We start from the raw sequence: 15770 nt of genomic DNA, 5'->3' as shown, positions 1-15770 counted from the left end.
CCTTGCTCATGGGTCTGACAACGGGCCCGCCCCCTGCGACCGGGCCGCGAGCGCGGACCGCCGACAGGGCGGCGGAGAGGGGGAGTTCACGCCTCGGCTCGGCGAATTCTGGCGGAACCGCGGGACTCGGGCGCACCCTGTAGGTATGGGCCGGGTCAATGACGAGGTCGAGGCGCTGCTGCAGGAGTACGCCGACCTGATCGCGATCAGTGGCGGGGACGCCTTCAAGGTGCGTGCCTACGAGAAGGCGGCCCGTTCCATCGGGGGCAGTCCCCTGGATGTCTCCGAGCTCGACGCGAAGGGCCTCAAGGAGATCCCGAACGTCGGCGCGTCGATCGCCGAGAAGGTACTCGACTACCTGCGCACCGGCCGTGTCCCGGCGATCGACGAGGTCAGGGCGGCGGTCCCGGCAGGGGTTCGGGAGCTGACCCGGATCCCGGGGCTCGGGCCGAAGCGGGCGATGCTGCTCCACGAGCGGCTCGGGGTCTCCACGGTGGATCAGCTGCTCGACGCGATCCACGCGGAGAGGCTGCGTGACCTGCGCGGTTTCGGGGAGAAGAGCGAGGAGAACATCCTCGCCGGCATCTCGCTGATGCAGAAGGCGGGCAGCCGGATCCTCATCGGCGCCGCGACCGAGATCGCCGAGCGGCTCACCGGTGAGTTGTCGTCGGTGCCGGGCGTCGTCCGGTGCGCGTACGCGGGGTCGCTGCGGCGGATGCGCGAGACCATCGGCGACATCGACGTGCTGGTCGCGTCGGAGCGGCCGGGCCCGGTCATGGAGGCGCTCGTCGCCCTGCCGTACACCGCCGAGGTCCTGGCGCACGGATCGAAGAAGACCTCGGTCCGCACGACGAAGGGCCTCCAGGTGGACCTGCGGGTGCTGCCGCCCGAGTCCTGGGGAGCGGGCATGCAGTACTTCACCGGGTCGAAGGCGCACAACGTGCGCACCCGGGAGCTGGCGGTCCGCCGGGGGCTCAAGCTGTCCGAGTACGGGCTCTTCGACGCCGACAGCGGCGAGCGGCGGGCCGGGGGGACGGAAGAGGAGGTCTACGCGGCTCTCGGCCTGCCGTGGATCGCGCCCCCGCTGCGGGAGGACCGCGGGGAGATCGCGGCCGGGCTGCGGGACGAGCTGCCCGAGCTGGTGGCGGAAGCAGACCTGCGGGCGACCTGCACACCCATACCGACCTCACCGACGGGCTGGCGCCGCTGGAGGAGATGGTGGAGGCCGCGGCCGCGCGCGGATACGCGTACTACGCCGTCACCGACCACGCCCCGAACCTGTACATGCAGCGGATGACCGACGAGAAGATGCTGGCCCAGCGGGAGCGGGTGCGTGCCCTGGACCGGACCCGTCGCGGGATGCGGCTGCTGCACGGCACGGAGCTCAACATCGGGCCCGACGGGGAGCTGGACTGGCCCGACGAGTTCCTGGCCGGGTTCGACCTGTGCGTGGCCTCGGTGCATTCGCACTTCGGGCTGGACCGGCGGGCGCAGACCCGCCGTCTGGTGCGGGCCTGCGAGAACCCGTACGTGCAGGTCATAGGTCACCCCACCACGCGGCGAATCGGCCGCAGACCGGGCATCGAGGCCGACTTCGACGAGGTGTTCCGGGCCTGTGCGCGGACCGGGACCGCCCTGGAGATCAACGCGCACCCGGAGCGGCTCGATCTGTGCGACGAGGACGTGCTGCGGGCGAAGCGGTTCGGCGTGCGGTTCGCGGTGGATTCCGACGCCCACTCCCCCACGCACCTGCCGTACGTGCGCTACGGGGTGGGCACCGCGCAGCGGGGCTGGCTGACGCGGGAGGACGTCGTCAACACGTGGCCGCTGACCCGGCTGCGCAGGTTCCTGCGGCCTTGAGTTCCCGCCGGATGTGACCGATCGGCCCGGGGCACTGTACTAAATGCTGTGTGAAGGAAAAGTCCCAGACCTCGACCGTCCGGATATTCGTCGCGCTCGCCCCGCCCGACGACGCCAAGCAGGAACTGGAGCAGGCGCTGCGCCCCGCCTACGAGGCGTACCCGCGCATGAGGTGGAACCGGATCGAGGACTGGCACATCACGCTGGCGTTCCTCGGCGAGCTCCCGGTGGCGGCCGCGACACTGCTGCGGCCGCCACTGGCGGAGCTCGCGGCGGCGCACCGGCCGTTGCGGCTGGCGTTGCGCGGCGGCGGCCACTTCGACGAGCGGGTGCTGTGGACCGGCATCGACGGGGACCTCGAAGGACTGCACCTCCTCTCCGACGCCGTGCGCGCCTTGGTCAAGGAATGCGGGATCCCGTTCGAGGGCCGGCCGCTGCGCCCCCATCTGACGCTGGCCCGGTCCCGCCGGAACGAACCGCTCCACGCGGTGGAGGCGGCCGCGGGACTGACCTCGTTCACCGGCCGCCCGTGGCCGACGCGGCGGCTGCACCTGGTCGGCAGCAACATCGGCCGCGGCCCGGGACCGATCCACTACCGCGACATCGAGGCATGGGACTTCGGGGGCGGCGCGGACTGAGGCCCGCTTCGACCGCGGTCAGACGGCCTGCCTCCTGCGCCCGGCGAGGCCGGTGCCGAGGGCGAGGAGGACCACCGCGCACACACCGGCCGTCCACGGCGAGGTCCCGCCCTCCGCCGCCGGGGACACGCGGCGCCCGGGATCGTAGGCGACCCGGATCTTCGCGCCCACCGCCGCCTCGGGCCCGTCCTTCAGCTCGGCCGGGTAGCCTCCGGGGCAGTCCAGTGCGAGGCGGTACACGGTCTTCGAGGCGGGCCCCTCGCCCTGTGACTCCTGGTTGGCGGCCTGGACGTCCCGTACGACGCAGGTGGCGACCTCTGCCCGCGCCGTCGTCTGGTCCGCGGTCGCCACCGTCGCCAGCAGCCCCAGTGCCAGGAACAGCGTCCCGAAGAAGCCGCCGCTGCCGCCGACGCGTACGAAGTACACCGCGCACGAGGCGAGAAGCAGGACCCCGACGCCCGTCACGGTGACGGTGATCGACGGCGCCGCCGCCCCCGTGAAACACCAGGAGGTCCAGGCGAAGACGGCCGCCGCCGCGGCGGCGGGCAGGGCCGCGACCGGCCCCCACTCCTTCGGCTGCACATCTGACATGGACACCACCCCCGCAGGGGGACGCCCGCCGCCCCTCCCCCGGTTTCAGGGGTGCGTCAGGTGGTCGGGGACAACCGGGACGGCGCCGGCGGGTCGCCGGGGGCGGGGGCCCCGTAGGTGGTGGCCAGGGCGCTGCCCGCCCGCCAGGTCTGCCAGTCCAGGTTCCAGTCCCCGATGCCGTTGGTGAAGGTTTCCATCAGGGGTCCTCCGCTGTTGACGACCTCGACGATGTCCCCTTCGCGGACCGTCTCGAAGAACCAGGCGGCGTCCTCCGTGCTCATTCCCGTGCAGCCGTGGCTGACGTTCTCCGCCCCCTGCGCCTCCACGGACCAGGGCGCGGCGTGCACGTACTCGCCACTCCACGTCACACGGGTCGCGTACTGCACGGGGAGGTCGTAGAACTCGCTCGTGCCGCGTTTGATGCCGACGGAGTCCCCGCGCATCCGCACTTTTGGTTCCTTGCCGAGGACGACCTTGACCCCGGCGCGGGTCCGGAACCCGGCTTTGCCGGTCGTGACCGGGATCGTCCTGAGGACCCGTCCGTTGCGACTCACCGTCATGGTGTGCGCGGCGGAGTCGGTGACCGCCTCGATCCGGTCCGCGACGGTGAACTCCACGGCGTCGGAGGGACCTCCGTAGAGGCCTCCGCCGATCTCCACCCCGTCGAGGCCGCTGCGGACGCTCACCTCCGTGTGGGCGGGCCAGTACGTACGGGGCCGGTAGTGCAGGGTCGATTCGTCGACCCAGTGCCAGGCGCCCTCCACGCGGGGGTGGGAGGTCACCTGGAGCGCCTGCTCCACCCGGCTGCGGGCCAGGCCGTCGGCGGCCGGCACGGGGTGGCTCAGTTCCGCCGTCACGATCTCCCCGGCGCCGTAGGTTCCGCCGCGCGGCCCGAACTCCGCCGTCAGTCGCCCTCCTTCGGCGGCCCGCGCCGACGCGGTCCGGAACTCCAGGGTGACGCCCACGGCGTTGCCCGCCGGGTCCTGCGCGCCGACCCGTACCGTGTAGGACTCCCCGGCGCGCAGGGACTCGGCGTTCACCCAGCGCCCGCCGCCCTCGGCGAGGGTGCCCGCCAAGTGGCGGCCGTGGCCGTCCGTGACGGAGACGTCGGTCAGGGTCCCCTGTCCCGGTTCGGCCACGGAGATCTCCAGGGGGCCGCCGGCGTGCGTCCCGCGCGCGGCCCGGTGGGACACTCCGTCGAGGGCCGGCGGGGGCAGTACGGTTCCCTGCCCCCCGGCGGTGGCCAGTACCCGTTCCTGCCGCCAGCTCCGGCACATGCCCGGGCGGAACACTTCCACCGAGCACTGCTCGCCTCCCGGGCGGACGGCCTCGCGGCCCTCGTCCAGGACCCGGCCCACCAACAGGCCGACCGAGGCCGCCCCGGGCTCCGGGCGCCCCGCGTCCGCCTCGGGCGCCTGGCCGGGGGCCGCCGCCCCGACCATCAGCAGCACGCTCGCGCCTGCGCCCGCAACCACCATCCGTGTCCGTCGCGCCCGCCGCATGACCACAAAGCCCTCCCTGAACCGCTTCAGCCCGGAGACGGCATCAAAACGGACAAGAAGCCAGGAGGATGATCACCAACTCGGATGTGCCGCCGAACGAGACCCCGAACTCAACCCGCACGGACCACGGCGTCGACTTCGACCTCGACGAGCCAGGCGGGATCGATGAAGCGGGACACCTCCACGAAGGTGGTCACGGGCCGGATGGCGGCGAACCGCTCGCCGTGCGCCCGCGCGGCCTCCTTCCAGCGCGTCACGTCCGTCAGCATGATGCGCGTACGCACCACGTCCTCGAGGTCTGCCCCCGCCTCGCGCAGCGCCCGCTCGGCTATGTCCAGGCACCGCACGGTCTGGCCGTACACATCGCCGGGTGCGGTGGTGGAGCCGTCGTCCGCGATCGGGGCCGTGCCCGCCACCGCCACCTGGCTGCCGATGCGCACCGCACGGGAGAAGCCGATCTCCGGTTCGAGGGGTGATCCCGAGCTGACGGTCCGACGCGTGTTGTCCATCGCGCCATGATGCCGGCACGTCGGACGGCCCTTCGCGGCCTCCGCTCCGCCACGGTCGCGGGCCCTGTGGGCCGGGTCTAGGCTGGTGAGCCTGGCTTGTCTTGGTCCTTCACACGACAGGAGGCACGCCGTGAGTCCGACGCACCAACGACTCCGCCGGGCCTGTGCCGCGATGGCCGCCGCGGGCCTGCTCGCCCTCCCCGCCACGGCGGGCCCGGCACACGGCACGGCGACACCGAGCCCCTCCGTGCCCGCCACCTCCTCCGCTTCGCCTTCCGCGGACGGCGGCTCGGAGTTCCCGGAGCTCACTCCCGCCGTCGCGGCCCAACTGGACACCGCCGTGCAGAAGGTGCTGCGGGAGACGAAGGTGCCGGGTGTGGTCGTGGGCCTGTGGGCCCCGGGCAAGGGCAGTTACGTCCGGACCTTCGGCGTCGCGGACAAGGCCACCGGTGCTCCCATGGAGACCGACTTCAACTTCCGGATCGGCAGCGAGACCAAGACGTTCACCGTCACCGCCCTGCTCGAACTCGTCGACCAGGGCAAGCTCGCCCTGGACGACCCGATCGGCGAGTACGTCGAGGGCGTTCCGAACGGTGCCCGCATCACCCTGCGCCAACTCGCGGGCATGCGCAGCGGTCTGTACAACTACAGCGAGGACCCCACCTTCAACGAGGAACTCAACGCCGGCCCGAACAAGTACTTCCCGCCGCGGCAGTTGCTGGCCTACTCCTTCAAGCATCCCGTGCAGTTCGAACCGGGCGCGCGGTTCGACTACAGCAACACCAACCTGATCCTGCTCGGGCTCGTCGTGGAGAAGGTCGGGAAGAAGCCGCTCAGTGAGTTCATCCGGCAGGAGGTGCTGGAGCCGGCCGGGCTGCGCCGCACGGTCTTCCCCGTCGACGCGGCCTTCCCCGATCCGCACCCGCAGGGCTACACCGACCAGTCGGCGTCCGGCCGGGTCGTGATCTCGACCGACTGGAACCCCTCCTGGGCCTGGGCGGCCGGAGCGATGATCTCCGATCTGCCGGACCTGCGGAGCTGGGCGCGCACCCTCGCCACCGGCAGCCTGCTGACGCCCGCCACCCAGGCCGAGCGGCTGAAGACCACACCGATGGACGTACCCGGGGCCGGCTACGGGCTGGGCATCTTCGACGTCCAGGGCTGGATCGGCCACAACGGCTCGCTGCCCGGGTACGAGTCGCTGACGATCTACCTGCCGCAGGAGCAGGCGACCTTGGTCGTCCTCCTGAACACCGACATCCTGAGCGACGGCCAGGAGCCGAGCACGCTGTTCGGTGAGGCGATCACGAGCATCGTGACCCCCGATCACGTCTACCCCGGCCACAAACCGCCGGAGCCCAAGCCGAGTTGAGTTCAGGCCGCCGATGCGGTGGTGACCACCAGGGGCGGCCGCGCCCGTTCCGCCGGCCAGGCTCGGCTGCGCACGAATTCCGGGTCGGCGACCGTGAGGGCCTCGTCGACCGTCGGGCGGTGCTGGACGACGTCCCGGAAGCGGGCGCTCGCCAGCAGGACCGGGATGAGGTCGACCGGCCAGGCGTGGTTGCGCACCTCCTGCCAGGAGCCGTCGGTTCGCCGCAGACCCACGGCCAGCGGGGCGCCCGGCACGTACGCCGGTCCCGGGTCGGCGATGCGCAGGGAGGCGTACTCGGTGCCGGAGCAGGCGGGGTCGGTGGTCAGCAGGACCAACGGGGCCCCGGGGCGGAGCAGTCGGCGGATCTCCGCGAACACCGCCAGCAGGGCTTCCCGGGTCGGCAGCGAGGCGAGGACGTGGTTGCACATCACCGCGTCGGCGCAGCCGTCCGCGAGGCCGGTGGCGCGCCCGTTCTCGATGAGGTGGTACTCGGCCACGGCGGTCCCCGAGGCCCGCGCCATCTCCAGCATCTGGGGGGAGGTGTCGACGCCGAGTACGCGTGCGTCGAGCCGGCGGGCCGCCGCGTCGGCCACCTTGCCCGGTCCGCATCCGTAGTCCACGAGGGTCGCGCCGGGGCCGATGCGCCGGGACAGCGACCGGAACACGAACGGGTATCCGAGCAGCCAGTCCGTGGCCGCCTCGACGGCCGCGAAGGCGCGCGCCCCTTCGTGCCCCGTCCAGTCCGTGCCGGGTGCGGCGCCGTCCCGTCCCGTGCCCTGCGAGGAGTCGCTCACGGGCCCCACTATCGACCCGGTGCCGCGTCCGCGCTCGGTGCGACACGAGGTGTCGGGTGCGGGAGGCGGATCACGTAGTCTCGGCGGATGGCGAAGTACTTCGACGTGCACCCTGAGAACCCGCAGGCGCGCACCATCAGCAACGTGGCAGACAGCATCCGCTCCGGCGCGCTCATCGCGTACCCGACGGACTCCTGTTTCGCCCTGGGATGCCAGCTCGGCAACCGTGACGGCGTGTCCCGGATCCGCTCGATCCGCAACCTCGACGACAAGCACCACTTCACACTGGTGTGCCAGAACTTCGCTCAGCTGGGCCAGTTCGTGCAGATCGACAACGACGTGTTCCGTGCGATCAAGGCGGCGACGCCCGGTCCCTACACCTTCATCCTCCCGGCCACGTCGGAGGTGCCGCGCCAGCTTCTGCACCCGAAGAAGAAGACCGTCGGAGTGCGCATCCCCGACCACGGCGTCACGCAGGCGCTGCTGGCGGAGCTCGGCGAGCCGCTGCTCTCCAGCACCCTCCTGCTGCCCGACGAGGACGAGCCGATGACCCAGGGCTGGGAGATCAAGGAGCGGCTCGACCACGTGGTCGACGCGGTGGTCGACTCGGGCGACTGCGGCACCCGGCCGACCACGGTCATCGACTTCTCCAGCGGCGAGGCGGAGATCGTGCGCCGGGGGGCGGGCGACACCTCACGCTTCGAGGCCGAATAATCATTCCGGCCGCGCGGTCGCGCTGACTACGATCGCCGCGTGACGCATACCCCGGCCCGCAACACCGCCCTGGTCCTGGTGGACCTCATGCCCCGCATCATCGCCCTGCCGGTCGCTCCGCATTCCGGCGAGGAGGTCGCGGCCCGCTGCGCGCGGCTGGCCGAGGCCTTCCGCGCCGAGGGGCGCCCGGTGGTGCTGGTGCGCGTCGAGCGGCCGAACGTGGCGGAGCAGCCACCCGGCAGCGGTCTCGTGGAGGGCCTCGCGCACCCCGGGGACATCGAGATCGTCAAGCGGACGGTCGGCGCCTTCCACGCCACGGGCCTGGACGGGAAACTCCGCGCGCTCGGTGTCGACCGGCTCGTGCTGGCCGGACTGGTGACGACGATGGGCGTGGAGTCCACCGCGCGAGCGGCGAGCGACCACGGCTACGAGGTCGAGTTCGTCGAGGACGCGATGTCCGCGTTCGCGGCGGACGAGCACGAGTTCGCGGTCCGCAGGATCTTCCCGCGGTTCGGCGAGGTACGCGACACGGCCTGGTACACGGCCTCCGTCTAGCGGCACGGCCTTGAAACCTGCCGGTCAGAGGGGGTCGAGGAGCATGAGGACCTCGTCCCGGGTGTCGTCGGGTGCGAAACGCAGCGCTCCGGGCCAGCGGCCCACCTCGCGCCATCCGAGGCGGCCGTAGAAGTCCTCCAGCCCCTCTCCGCCCCGGGCCGCGAGACGGAGCTGGTCGAGCCCCAACTCGTCCCGGGCGACCCTTCGCAGCTCGCGCATGAGACCGGAACCGACGCCACGGCCACGGAAGTCGGGGTGGGTCTGGAGGTGATGGACCGTCCCCCAGTGCGCGACGAGCCGGAAGGGATCACGGTCGAGGACGACCCACCCCGCGACGGCGTCGTCGAATCCGGCGATGAGGAGCCGGGTGCGCAACGGGTGGAGACGGCCGAGGAGTTGGTCCAGGGCGGGTACCACGTCCCCATCGTGGACGGGTGGAAAGGGGAACCCCGCCGCGCCACCGGCGTTCGTGACCGCGATCCAGCAGTCGACGAGCCGGCGCCGCAGCCCGGGGGTGACCTCGTGCGACCCGGTGATGTGGGTGAGGTCGGGCGTGATCTCCTGCTTCATGCGCAGGAGCATCGCAGACGGCGCCGGCGGCGGAGGGTGGCGAGTACGGCGCCGGACGGGTCCTAGAGCGGTGTGCCGGACTCGTTCGCGCGCTTCACCGCGGCCAGCCCCTCGGGGGTCCAGGCGCCGTCGTTCGCGATGTAGCCGAGGTCGAGCCAGCGCTTGAACTGCTGGAGGGCGATGACCGGGTCGTCCGCGTACTCGATCTTGTTCGGGTCGAACCAGCCGGCCTTCCGCAGCCGGGCCAGCTCGTCGCCCGCCGCTGTCGGGTCCTCGGTGAGGGCGACCTGCGGCCTGTCACCCTTGGGGGTGGCCGCCGTCGTGGCGGGCGGCCGGGTGACGGCCGGGGACGGGGCGGCGGAGGCGGCGGGCGAGGAGGCGGCCGGGGAAGGGGAGGCGGGCCGCGAAGCGGGCTGCGAGGCGAGGCTGGGGGCGGCGGATCCGGCGTCCCCGCCGTTCTTTCCGCATGCTGCCGTGGTCAGGACGCCGAGGCCCACGGCCGCGGCGACGAGCGCCACCTTGAGCTTCGGGATACGCATCGTCATGTCTTCCCCTGATGGGTGCGAATGGCCGGCGCCGAACGGAACGGCACTGAACGGAACGGACCTTACTGTCTGCGCTCCCCTCCGGCGGCCAGGCCCGCCCCGGCGAGGCGGGGCGGGTCGGGGTCGGGTCGGGCGGCGCGGCCGTGATCGACCGCAAGGCCACGTCGGCCGCGTCCCGGCGGAGCCGGGTCGGGAGGAACCCACCGGCGCCGGACCGGGCCACGCCTTCGGAGGCGGGGGCCCCGCGGGCCGTCCCGAGGTCGCGTGGCGCTCTCCGGGGCCGCAGCATGGAAGGAGGCCCGGGTCCGTCCGGGCTGCCCGGCGTGTACGGGTGAGGAGGCCGGTGATGGCCGCTGACCAGTCCCTTCCGTCGGCCGCTGGCTCCGGCGCGGGGGACGTGGCACTCGCGGCGGGCGGTCTCCTGGACGTGCTGGGGGTCGCGGCGATCGTCCTGGACGGTGCGGGGCGGGTCACGCTGTGGAGCCCGCAGGCCGAAGAGCTGTTCGGTTACACGGCCGAGGAGGCCTGGGGCCGGTACGCCGCGCAGCTGCTGGTCGACGAGGAGCACCGGGACGTGGTGCTGGGCCTGTTCGGCCAGGTGATGGCGGGCGACGGCGCGTGGGCCGGGGCGTTCCCCGTCCGGCGCCGGGACGGGACGACCGTACTGGTGGAGTTCCGCAACATGCGGCTGGAGGCGGACAGCGGCAGCGCCTTCGCGCTGGGGCTCGCCTCCGACCGGGCCACGCTGCGCAGGGTCGAGCGGGACCTGGCGCTCTCGCTGCGACTGGTCGACCAGTCGCCGATCGGGCTGGCCGTCCTGGACACGGACCTGCGGTACGTGCTGGTCAACCCCGCCCTGGAGCGCATCAACGGGGTGCCGGCCGAGCAGCACCTGGGACGGCGGATCACCGAGGTCCTGCCGTTCCTCGACGGGGCGGGCATCGAGGCGGGGATGCGCGAGGTCATGCGGACCGGCGTGCCCCTGCTGGACGATTTCACCACCGGGCGGATCTCGCCGGACGCGGAGAGTGAGCACGCCTGGCTGTCGTCGATGTACCGGCTGGAGGACCAGGCCTCCCAGGTGATCGGGGTCGCCGTCTCGGTCGTGGACGTCACCGAGCAGCACCTGGCCGCCGTCTCCGCGGCCCACGCCCGCCGCCGCCTGTCGTTGATCGCGGACGCGTCGGTCCGCATCGGCACCACCCTCGACCTCGACGTGACCGCCCGGGAGCTCGCGGACGTGGCGGTGCCCGAGGTAGCCGACGTCGCCGCCGTGGACATCCTCGACACCGTCCTCGCCGGGCCCCGGCCGGGTGAGGGGGCGGACGGGGAGGCCGTGCGGTTCCGGGCGCTGGCGGTGAAGTCGGCCTACCCCACCCCGGCCCAGGAGGCGGCCGACCCCGTGGGTGACGTGGCCCTGTACGGTCCCACCCGGCTGGTGTCGCGCTGCGCGAGCACGGGACGACCGGTGCTGGTCCCGCACGTACGCCCGGAGGACCTGCCCCGCATCGCCCGCGACGAGAACGCGGTGCGGCTCCTCGCCGAGGCCGGGGTGCACTCCTACCTCGCGGTGCCGCTCATCGCGCGCGGCCAGGTGCTCGGGGCGCTGGACCTCAAACGCGCCCGCAATCCGGAGCCGTTCGGCCCGGACGACGTACTGCTGGCCTCCGAACTCGCCGCCCGCGCCGCCGTGTCCGTGGACAACGCCCGCTGGTACCAGCACCAGCGCCACACCGCTCTGGCCCTCCAGCGCCACCTCCTGCCCCAGCACCCTCCTACGGCGGTGGGACTGGACATCGCCTACCGGTACCAGCCGGCCGGCGTGGCGGACGAGACCGGTGGCGACTGGTTCGACGTCGTCCCGCTCGCCGGGGAGCGTACCGCGCTGGTCGTCGGGGACGTGATGGGCAGCGGCATCAACGCCGCCGCGACCATGGGCCAGTTGCGGACGGCCGCACGCACGCTGGCGCGGCTCGGGCTGGAGCCGGCGACGGTGCTCAGCCACCTCGACGCGGTCACCGCCGACGTGGGCGACGCCATGGCGACCTGCATCTACGCCGTCTACGATCCGCACACCCGGCTGTGCCACATCTCCAACGCCGGGCACCTGCCGCCGGTCCACCTCCATGCGGGGCAGCCGCAGGTCGTGGAGTTGGAGACGGCGGTACCGCTGGGCGTGGGCGGCATCCCGTTCAACACGACCACCATCACCCTCGTCCCCGGCGACGTGCTCGTCCTGTACACGGACGGCCTCGTCGAGACCCGCGACCAGGACATCTACACCCGCATCCAGACCCTCACGGACCTCCTCGCGGGCCCCCACCGCCCGATCGAGGAGACCTGCGACCTCCTCCTGGCGGCCCTGCGCCGCCCCGACACCCACGACGACGTGGCCCTGCTCATCGCGCGCACGCACGGGCCGGAGGCCGCGTGACGCCGGACGGGGCGTCTACCGGGTCTGCCAGGGGAACGGGGCCAGGTCGGGCTCGACCCAGCCCGACCTGGCGTGGGGTGCGGCCAGCGTCCCGGGGCGGTAGTAGCGCTCCGGGAGGTGCTTGTCGAGGAGGGCGGGGTGCCGGTCGGCGAAGGCGTCGAACTCGTCCTCGCCGGTCTCGGCCGCGTGATGGGCGATGAGTTCCGCCCAGGCGCGGGTGAGCGTGGCGTGGTACTTCTCCGGTGCTCCCGCCCGGGTGGCGGTGCGCCGGATGCCTTCGTCGAGCAGGTGCAGCGCTCCGGGCATGCCGAGGCGGCGTACCGCCAGCCAGGTGAGGTGGACGTGTTCACGGTGGCCGAAGCGTCCCGCCGACGCGGTCACCTCGGCCAGCAGCGTGTCGAACGTGGTGGTCCGGCCCGTCTCGGCGGTCATGCGGACACCTCCGTCAGGGCTTGCAGGGCGGCGCGCAGGCCGGCGAGCGCCTCGGGCGCCAAGCCGTCGAGCGCGCGGTTCTCCAGCGCCGTGATGGTTTCCCGGATCCTGGCGGAGGCTGCCCGGCCGGAATCCGTGAGCTCGACGAGCACCGCGCGGCGGTCTCCCGGACGGGAGCCGCGGGTGATGTGCCCGCGCCGTTCGAGGCGGTCGAGCACGCTGGTCAGCGTGGTGGGCCGGGTGCCGACCGCCGCGCCGAGTTCGGACACGGTCCGGCCCCGGCCGTCCGCCAGGTTGGCGAGCGCGTTGATCTCGGACGCGGTCAGGTCCAGGTCGGCGAGCTCGGCGGCGAGCACCTGGAGGGTTGCGTGCGTGGCTCTTTGCAGCGCGAGGAGGGCCGACCAGTCGGATGGCACGAATTCGGAATGCATAATTTCGGACTATACGATTTCGTACCATGTGCTGCAAGCGAGCACCGGTGCGCCGGCATGCGCTCCCCCGAGGGCGGGGCATGAGGCGGGTGACCGCACCATGAAAGGACCGCCTTGGCCAGTCAGCTTCTCGCCCGGCTCGTACGACAACTGGACCGGCGCGCCGGCAAGGGGCGCGGCGCCGTGGTGTTCACCGCCGATTTCGGTTCGACCTCCCAGTGGGTCGCCGGACGCTCGTGGGCCTATCCCGACGGGGGCCCCACCAATCCCGGGGACAACAAGCTCGACCACCTGGTGGAGGATCCCTCGTACAGCCGCACCGGAACGTTCCTGGCCACCCGCCGGTCGGACGGCGACTGGGACTCCGGCCTGCTGACCACCGAGGGCAGCGACGAGGGGTTCATGGTCCGGACCGGGGACGTGCTGGAGACCCGGGTACGGCTGCCGACCGAGCTCGGGGCCTGGCCGGCGGTCTGGACCTGGCGGGACGGGGGGAACGAGGTGGACGTCTTCGAGTACCACCCCGACAACCCCGACCTGCTCGAACTCTCCAACCACGTCAGAGGGGGACAGCGCTACCACCGGAACCCCGCCGTCGCCCCCGGCGGCTGGGTGGACCTGAAGGTCGAGTTCGGGGCGCGCTCGGTGGTGTGGTGGGTCGACGGAACCCGGGTGTTCGCCGACCGCCGGGGCGTGGGGCGCGGCTGGCGGGCGTACCTGATCGTCAACCTCTCGGTCTGCGCCGGGCGTTACCACCCGGCGCCCGACCCGGACGTGTCGCGCATGTCCTTCGAGGTCGCGCACTTGCGCGTCACACGACCCTAGGAAACCGCCTCGGAGGAGGCGCAGGCCTCGTGGCCCCAGCGGCTGCCGTTCTTGGCGATCATGTCCCCCGCGGCGTAGGGCTTCCCGCAGGGGCAGCTGCCGGGGAACTTCGCCTTGATGGCCCGGGGAGCACGGCCGGTGGAAGCGCCTTCGGCCGTACGCTTCTTCGGCGCTGCCGCCTTGCGGCGCGCCGGTGCGACCGGTGCGGGTACCGGCATGTCCGCGTGCCCGTGGGCCGTGCCGGCGGCCTGCTGGGTGACGGCCGCGTCGCTGGCGGCTTGGTCGGCGATGGCGTTCAGGTGGTCGCCGTCCTCGCGGTGCGCGGGGACGTAGAGGAAGGTGACGTCGCGGTCGGCCAGCAGTTCGTCGATGCGCTCGACGAGTTCACGGTTGGCGACGGGCTGCCCCGAGGAGGTCTTCCACCCGTTGCGCTTCCAGCCCGGGAGCCACTGCGTCACGGCCTTCATCGCGTACTGCGAGTCCATCCGCACCTGCATCGACGTCCCGGGATCAACCGCCTCCAGCACCCTCTGGAGGGCGGTCAGTTCCCCGATGTTGTTCGTGGCCCGCCCCAGCGGACCGGCCTCCCAGCGCTCGGGGCGGCCCTCGGAGTCGGCGATGACCCATCCCCATCCGGCGGGGCCGGGATTACCTTTCGCCGCTCCGTCACAGGCGGCAATGATGCGTTCGGACATCCCCCGATCATGCCGCATGCGGACGGGGTCGCGGATTCCCGGTCCGGACGGTGCGGGGTTTCAGGAGACGGCGGAGCGGATCTCGTCCGCCAGGACGCGCGCCGTGGCGGCCTCCGGGCCCGCGACCAGGCGGGTGCGGGTGAGGCTGAAGGACAGGCCCCGCCGGCGGTCGGCGAAGGCGATGCTGCCGCCGCTGCCGTGGTGGCCGAAGGCGGTGGGTTCACCGCCGGTCTCGGGCAGGCCGAGGAAGTAGCCCAGCCCCTTCGCGTACCGGCCCAGGAGCATCCGGTCCTTGCCTTCGAGCGCGACCTCCGCGACGAGTGCCACGCGCTCCGGGGACAGCAGCCGCACCCCGTCCACCTCTCCGAGCAGCGCCGCGTACATCCGGGCGGCGGCGCGCGCGGTGGTGGTGCCGCAGGCGGGCAGGTCGGAAAGGAGGTAATCGCGCCGGTTGGCGAGCTCGGCCGTGGTCCACACCTCGCGGTTCGGGACGACGAGGCGACGGAAGGGCGCGTCGGGCGGAAGGGTCTCCAGCCACGCCGCCCAGTTCCCCTCCACGAGGGGCGCCACGCGCGCGAGCTCCCGCTCGGGAAGGCCGAAGCGGAGCTCGTCGCCCACTCCGAGGGGTTCGCCCACGTACGTGCGCAGGGCCTCGGCCGGGGTCAGGCCGGTGACCCGGCGGACGGTCTCGCCGAGGATCCAGCCGAAGGTCCAGCCGTGGTAGCCGCTCGCGGAGCCCGGCTCCCACAGCGGCCGCGCCCCGGCGACGTGGGCGCACATGGCGTTCCAGTCGCACAGCTCGGCCGCCGTGATGGCGGCGGGCAGTTGCGGGATCCCGAGGGTGTGCGTCAGCGCGTGCCGTACGGTGGCCCGTTCCTTGCCCTGCGCTCCGAATTCCGGCCAGTAGTGGGCGATCGGGGTGTCGTAGTCGATCAGTCCGCGCTCGGCGAGTACGTGCACGAGGGTCGCGGTGAAACCCTTGCCGGTCGAGAAGCTGTGGACCGGCGTGTCGGGGCCGATGAGGCGGCCCGCGGCCCGGTCGGCCCATCCGGCGTACGCGTCGACGATCGGTTCGCCGTCCAGGTAGGCCGCGACCTGGAGGCCGCTTTCGGCCCCCGAGTCCACGAGGCGGGCCAGGGCGTCTTCGATTCGGCCCTGTACGTCCGGGTTCACCCTGGAATTCACACGGGCATCATGCCACCAGGGCCGTGGGGGGGGCGCCCCCCCGCCCCGGGGGACCCGGGGCGGGGGCCGCGCCCCGCGCACGACGAGCCGGTCCGCACCCACCGGGTCGGTGTACAGG

General features: G+C 72.7%; 16 protein-coding genes and 1 pseudogene. 7 read left to right on the top strand and 10 right to left on the bottom strand.

Going from position 1 to position 15770, the window contains the following annotated elements:
• Positions 1 to 145 precede the first annotated feature (145 nt).
• Both polX and thpR read left to right on the top strand, forming a co-directional pair.
• A pseudogene (polX, locus tag ACIQ5Y_RS20680) lies at positions 146 to 1860 on the top strand (DNA polymerase/3'-5' exonuclease PolX).
• A gap of 50 nt (positions 1861 to 1910) precedes the next feature.
• On the top strand, positions 1911 to 2498 hold the full coding sequence (gene thpR / locus ACIQ5Y_RS20675; protein WP_403882095.1) for an RNA 2',3'-cyclic phosphodiesterase: 588 nt from the start codon (positions 1911 to 1913) through the stop codon (positions 2496 to 2498).
• A gap of 18 nt (positions 2499 to 2516) precedes the next feature.
• On the opposite strand, the gene ACIQ5Y_RS20670 is transcribed toward thpR, so the two are convergent.
• The 3 genes from ACIQ5Y_RS20670 to ACIQ5Y_RS20660 form a co-directional block, all read right to left on the bottom strand.
• Positions 2517 to 3089, bottom strand: a complete 573-nt coding sequence (locus ACIQ5Y_RS20670) for a hypothetical protein (protein WP_403882092.1) — start codon at positions 3087 to 3089, stop codon at positions 2517 to 2519.
• A 56-nt stretch (positions 3090 to 3145) separates the two neighbouring features.
• Complete coding sequence (locus tag ACIQ5Y_RS20665) at positions 3146 to 4531, bottom strand: Ig-like domain-containing protein (protein ID WP_403882296.1); 1386 nt, start codon at positions 4529 to 4531, stop codon at positions 3146 to 3148.
• 170 nt (positions 4532 to 4701) lie between these two features.
• Positions 4702 to 5100 carry a RidA family protein gene (locus tag ACIQ5Y_RS20660; protein ID WP_403882089.1) on the bottom strand — a complete coding sequence of 133 codons (399 nt, stop codon included), beginning with the start codon at positions 5098 to 5100 and terminating at the stop codon, positions 4702 to 4704.
• A 172-nt stretch (positions 5101 to 5272) separates the two neighbouring features.
• Here ACIQ5Y_RS20660 and ACIQ5Y_RS20655 point away from each other — a divergent pair, with 172 nt between their 5' ends.
• Positions 5273 to 6472: a serine hydrolase domain-containing protein gene (locus ACIQ5Y_RS20655; protein WP_403882293.1), complete on the top strand. Its 1200-nt coding sequence runs from the start codon at positions 5273 to 5275 to the stop codon at positions 6470 to 6472.
• A gap of 2 nt (positions 6473 to 6474) precedes the next feature.
• On the opposite strand, the gene ACIQ5Y_RS20650 is transcribed toward ACIQ5Y_RS20655, so the two are convergent.
• Positions 6475 to 7266 carry a class I SAM-dependent methyltransferase gene (locus ACIQ5Y_RS20650; protein ID WP_403882086.1) on the bottom strand — a complete coding sequence of 264 codons (792 nt, stop codon included), beginning with the start codon at positions 7264 to 7266 and terminating at the stop codon, positions 6475 to 6477.
• Positions 7267 to 7353: 87 nt separating this feature from the next.
• On the opposite strand from ACIQ5Y_RS20650, the gene ACIQ5Y_RS20645 reads away from it, so the two are divergent.
• Together ACIQ5Y_RS20645 and ACIQ5Y_RS20640 are read left to right on the top strand one after the other, a co-directional pair.
• Complete coding sequence (locus tag ACIQ5Y_RS20645) at positions 7354 to 7980, top strand: L-threonylcarbamoyladenylate synthase (RefSeq protein WP_403882083.1); 627 nt, start codon at positions 7354 to 7356, stop codon at positions 7978 to 7980.
• Between the two features lie 39 nt (positions 7981 to 8019).
• Positions 8020 to 8535, top strand: coding sequence for an isochorismatase family protein (locus tag ACIQ5Y_RS20640; protein WP_403882080.1), 516 nt, complete (start codon positions 8020 to 8022; stop codon positions 8533 to 8535).
• A gap of 24 nt (positions 8536 to 8559) precedes the next feature.
• Here the strand turns inward: ACIQ5Y_RS20640 and ACIQ5Y_RS20635 are convergent, their stop codons facing one another.
• Positions 8560 to 9105 carry a GNAT family N-acetyltransferase gene (locus ACIQ5Y_RS20635; protein ID WP_403882077.1) on the bottom strand — a complete coding sequence of 182 codons (546 nt, stop codon included), beginning with the start codon at positions 9103 to 9105 and terminating at the stop codon, positions 8560 to 8562.
• Between the two features lie 62 nt (positions 9106 to 9167).
• Positions 9168 to 9650: a hypothetical protein gene (locus ACIQ5Y_RS20630; protein ID WP_403882074.1), complete on the bottom strand. Its 483-nt coding sequence runs from the start codon at positions 9648 to 9650 to the stop codon at positions 9168 to 9170.
• Between the two features lie 346 nt (positions 9651 to 9996).
• On the opposite strand from ACIQ5Y_RS20630, the gene ACIQ5Y_RS20625 reads away from it, so the two are divergent.
• Positions 9997 to 12084, top strand: coding sequence for a SpoIIE family protein phosphatase (locus ACIQ5Y_RS20625; RefSeq protein ID WP_403882071.1), 2088 nt, complete (start codon positions 9997 to 9999; stop codon positions 12082 to 12084).
• Positions 12085 to 12099: 15 nt separating this feature from the next.
• Here ACIQ5Y_RS20625 and ACIQ5Y_RS20620 read toward each other — a convergent pair whose 3' ends face one another.
• Positions 12100 to 12516 (bottom strand): hypothetical protein, encoded by a 417-nt coding sequence (locus ACIQ5Y_RS20620; protein WP_403882067.1) that lies wholly within the window; start codon positions 12514 to 12516, stop codon positions 12100 to 12102.
• Entirely contained in the window at positions 12513 to 12947 is a 435-nt protein-coding gene (locus tag ACIQ5Y_RS20615) for a MarR family winged helix-turn-helix transcriptional regulator (RefSeq protein WP_403882064.1), read from the bottom strand. Before ACIQ5Y_RS20615 ends, ACIQ5Y_RS20620 begins: the two co-directional genes overlap by 4 nt.
• Positions 12948 to 13130: 183 nt before the next feature.
• Here ACIQ5Y_RS20615 and ACIQ5Y_RS20610 point away from each other — a divergent pair, with 183 nt between their 5' ends.
• Positions 13131 to 13772 (top strand): beta-glucanase, encoded by a 642-nt coding sequence (locus ACIQ5Y_RS20610; RefSeq protein ID WP_403882290.1) that lies wholly within the window; start codon positions 13131 to 13133, stop codon positions 13770 to 13772.
• On the opposite strand, the gene ACIQ5Y_RS20605 is transcribed toward ACIQ5Y_RS20610, so the two are convergent.
• Both ACIQ5Y_RS20605 and ACIQ5Y_RS20600 read right to left on the bottom strand, forming a co-directional pair.
• Positions 13769 to 14467 (bottom strand): ribonuclease H, encoded by a 699-nt coding sequence (locus ACIQ5Y_RS20605; protein ID WP_403882061.1) that lies wholly within the window; start codon positions 14465 to 14467, stop codon positions 13769 to 13771. The genes ACIQ5Y_RS20610 and ACIQ5Y_RS20605 overlap by 4 nt on opposite strands.
• A 60-nt stretch (positions 14468 to 14527) precedes the next feature.
• The gene (locus tag ACIQ5Y_RS20600) at positions 14528 to 15652 is read right to left on the bottom strand and encodes a serine hydrolase domain-containing protein (RefSeq protein ID WP_403882058.1); all 1125 of its coding nucleotides are present in this window, start codon (positions 15650 to 15652) and stop codon (positions 14528 to 14530) included.
• Positions 15653 to 15770 lie beyond the last annotated feature (118 nt).

It is taken from the genome of Streptomyces sp. NPDC096339, from assembly GCF_044762985.1.
In the GTDB taxonomy this organism is placed as follows: domain Bacteria; phylum Actinomycetota; class Actinomycetes; order Streptomycetales; family Streptomycetaceae; genus Streptomyces.
The sequence above is the reverse complement of the archived record's forward strand: the minus strand, read 5'-3'. Positions and strand labels throughout refer to the sequence as shown.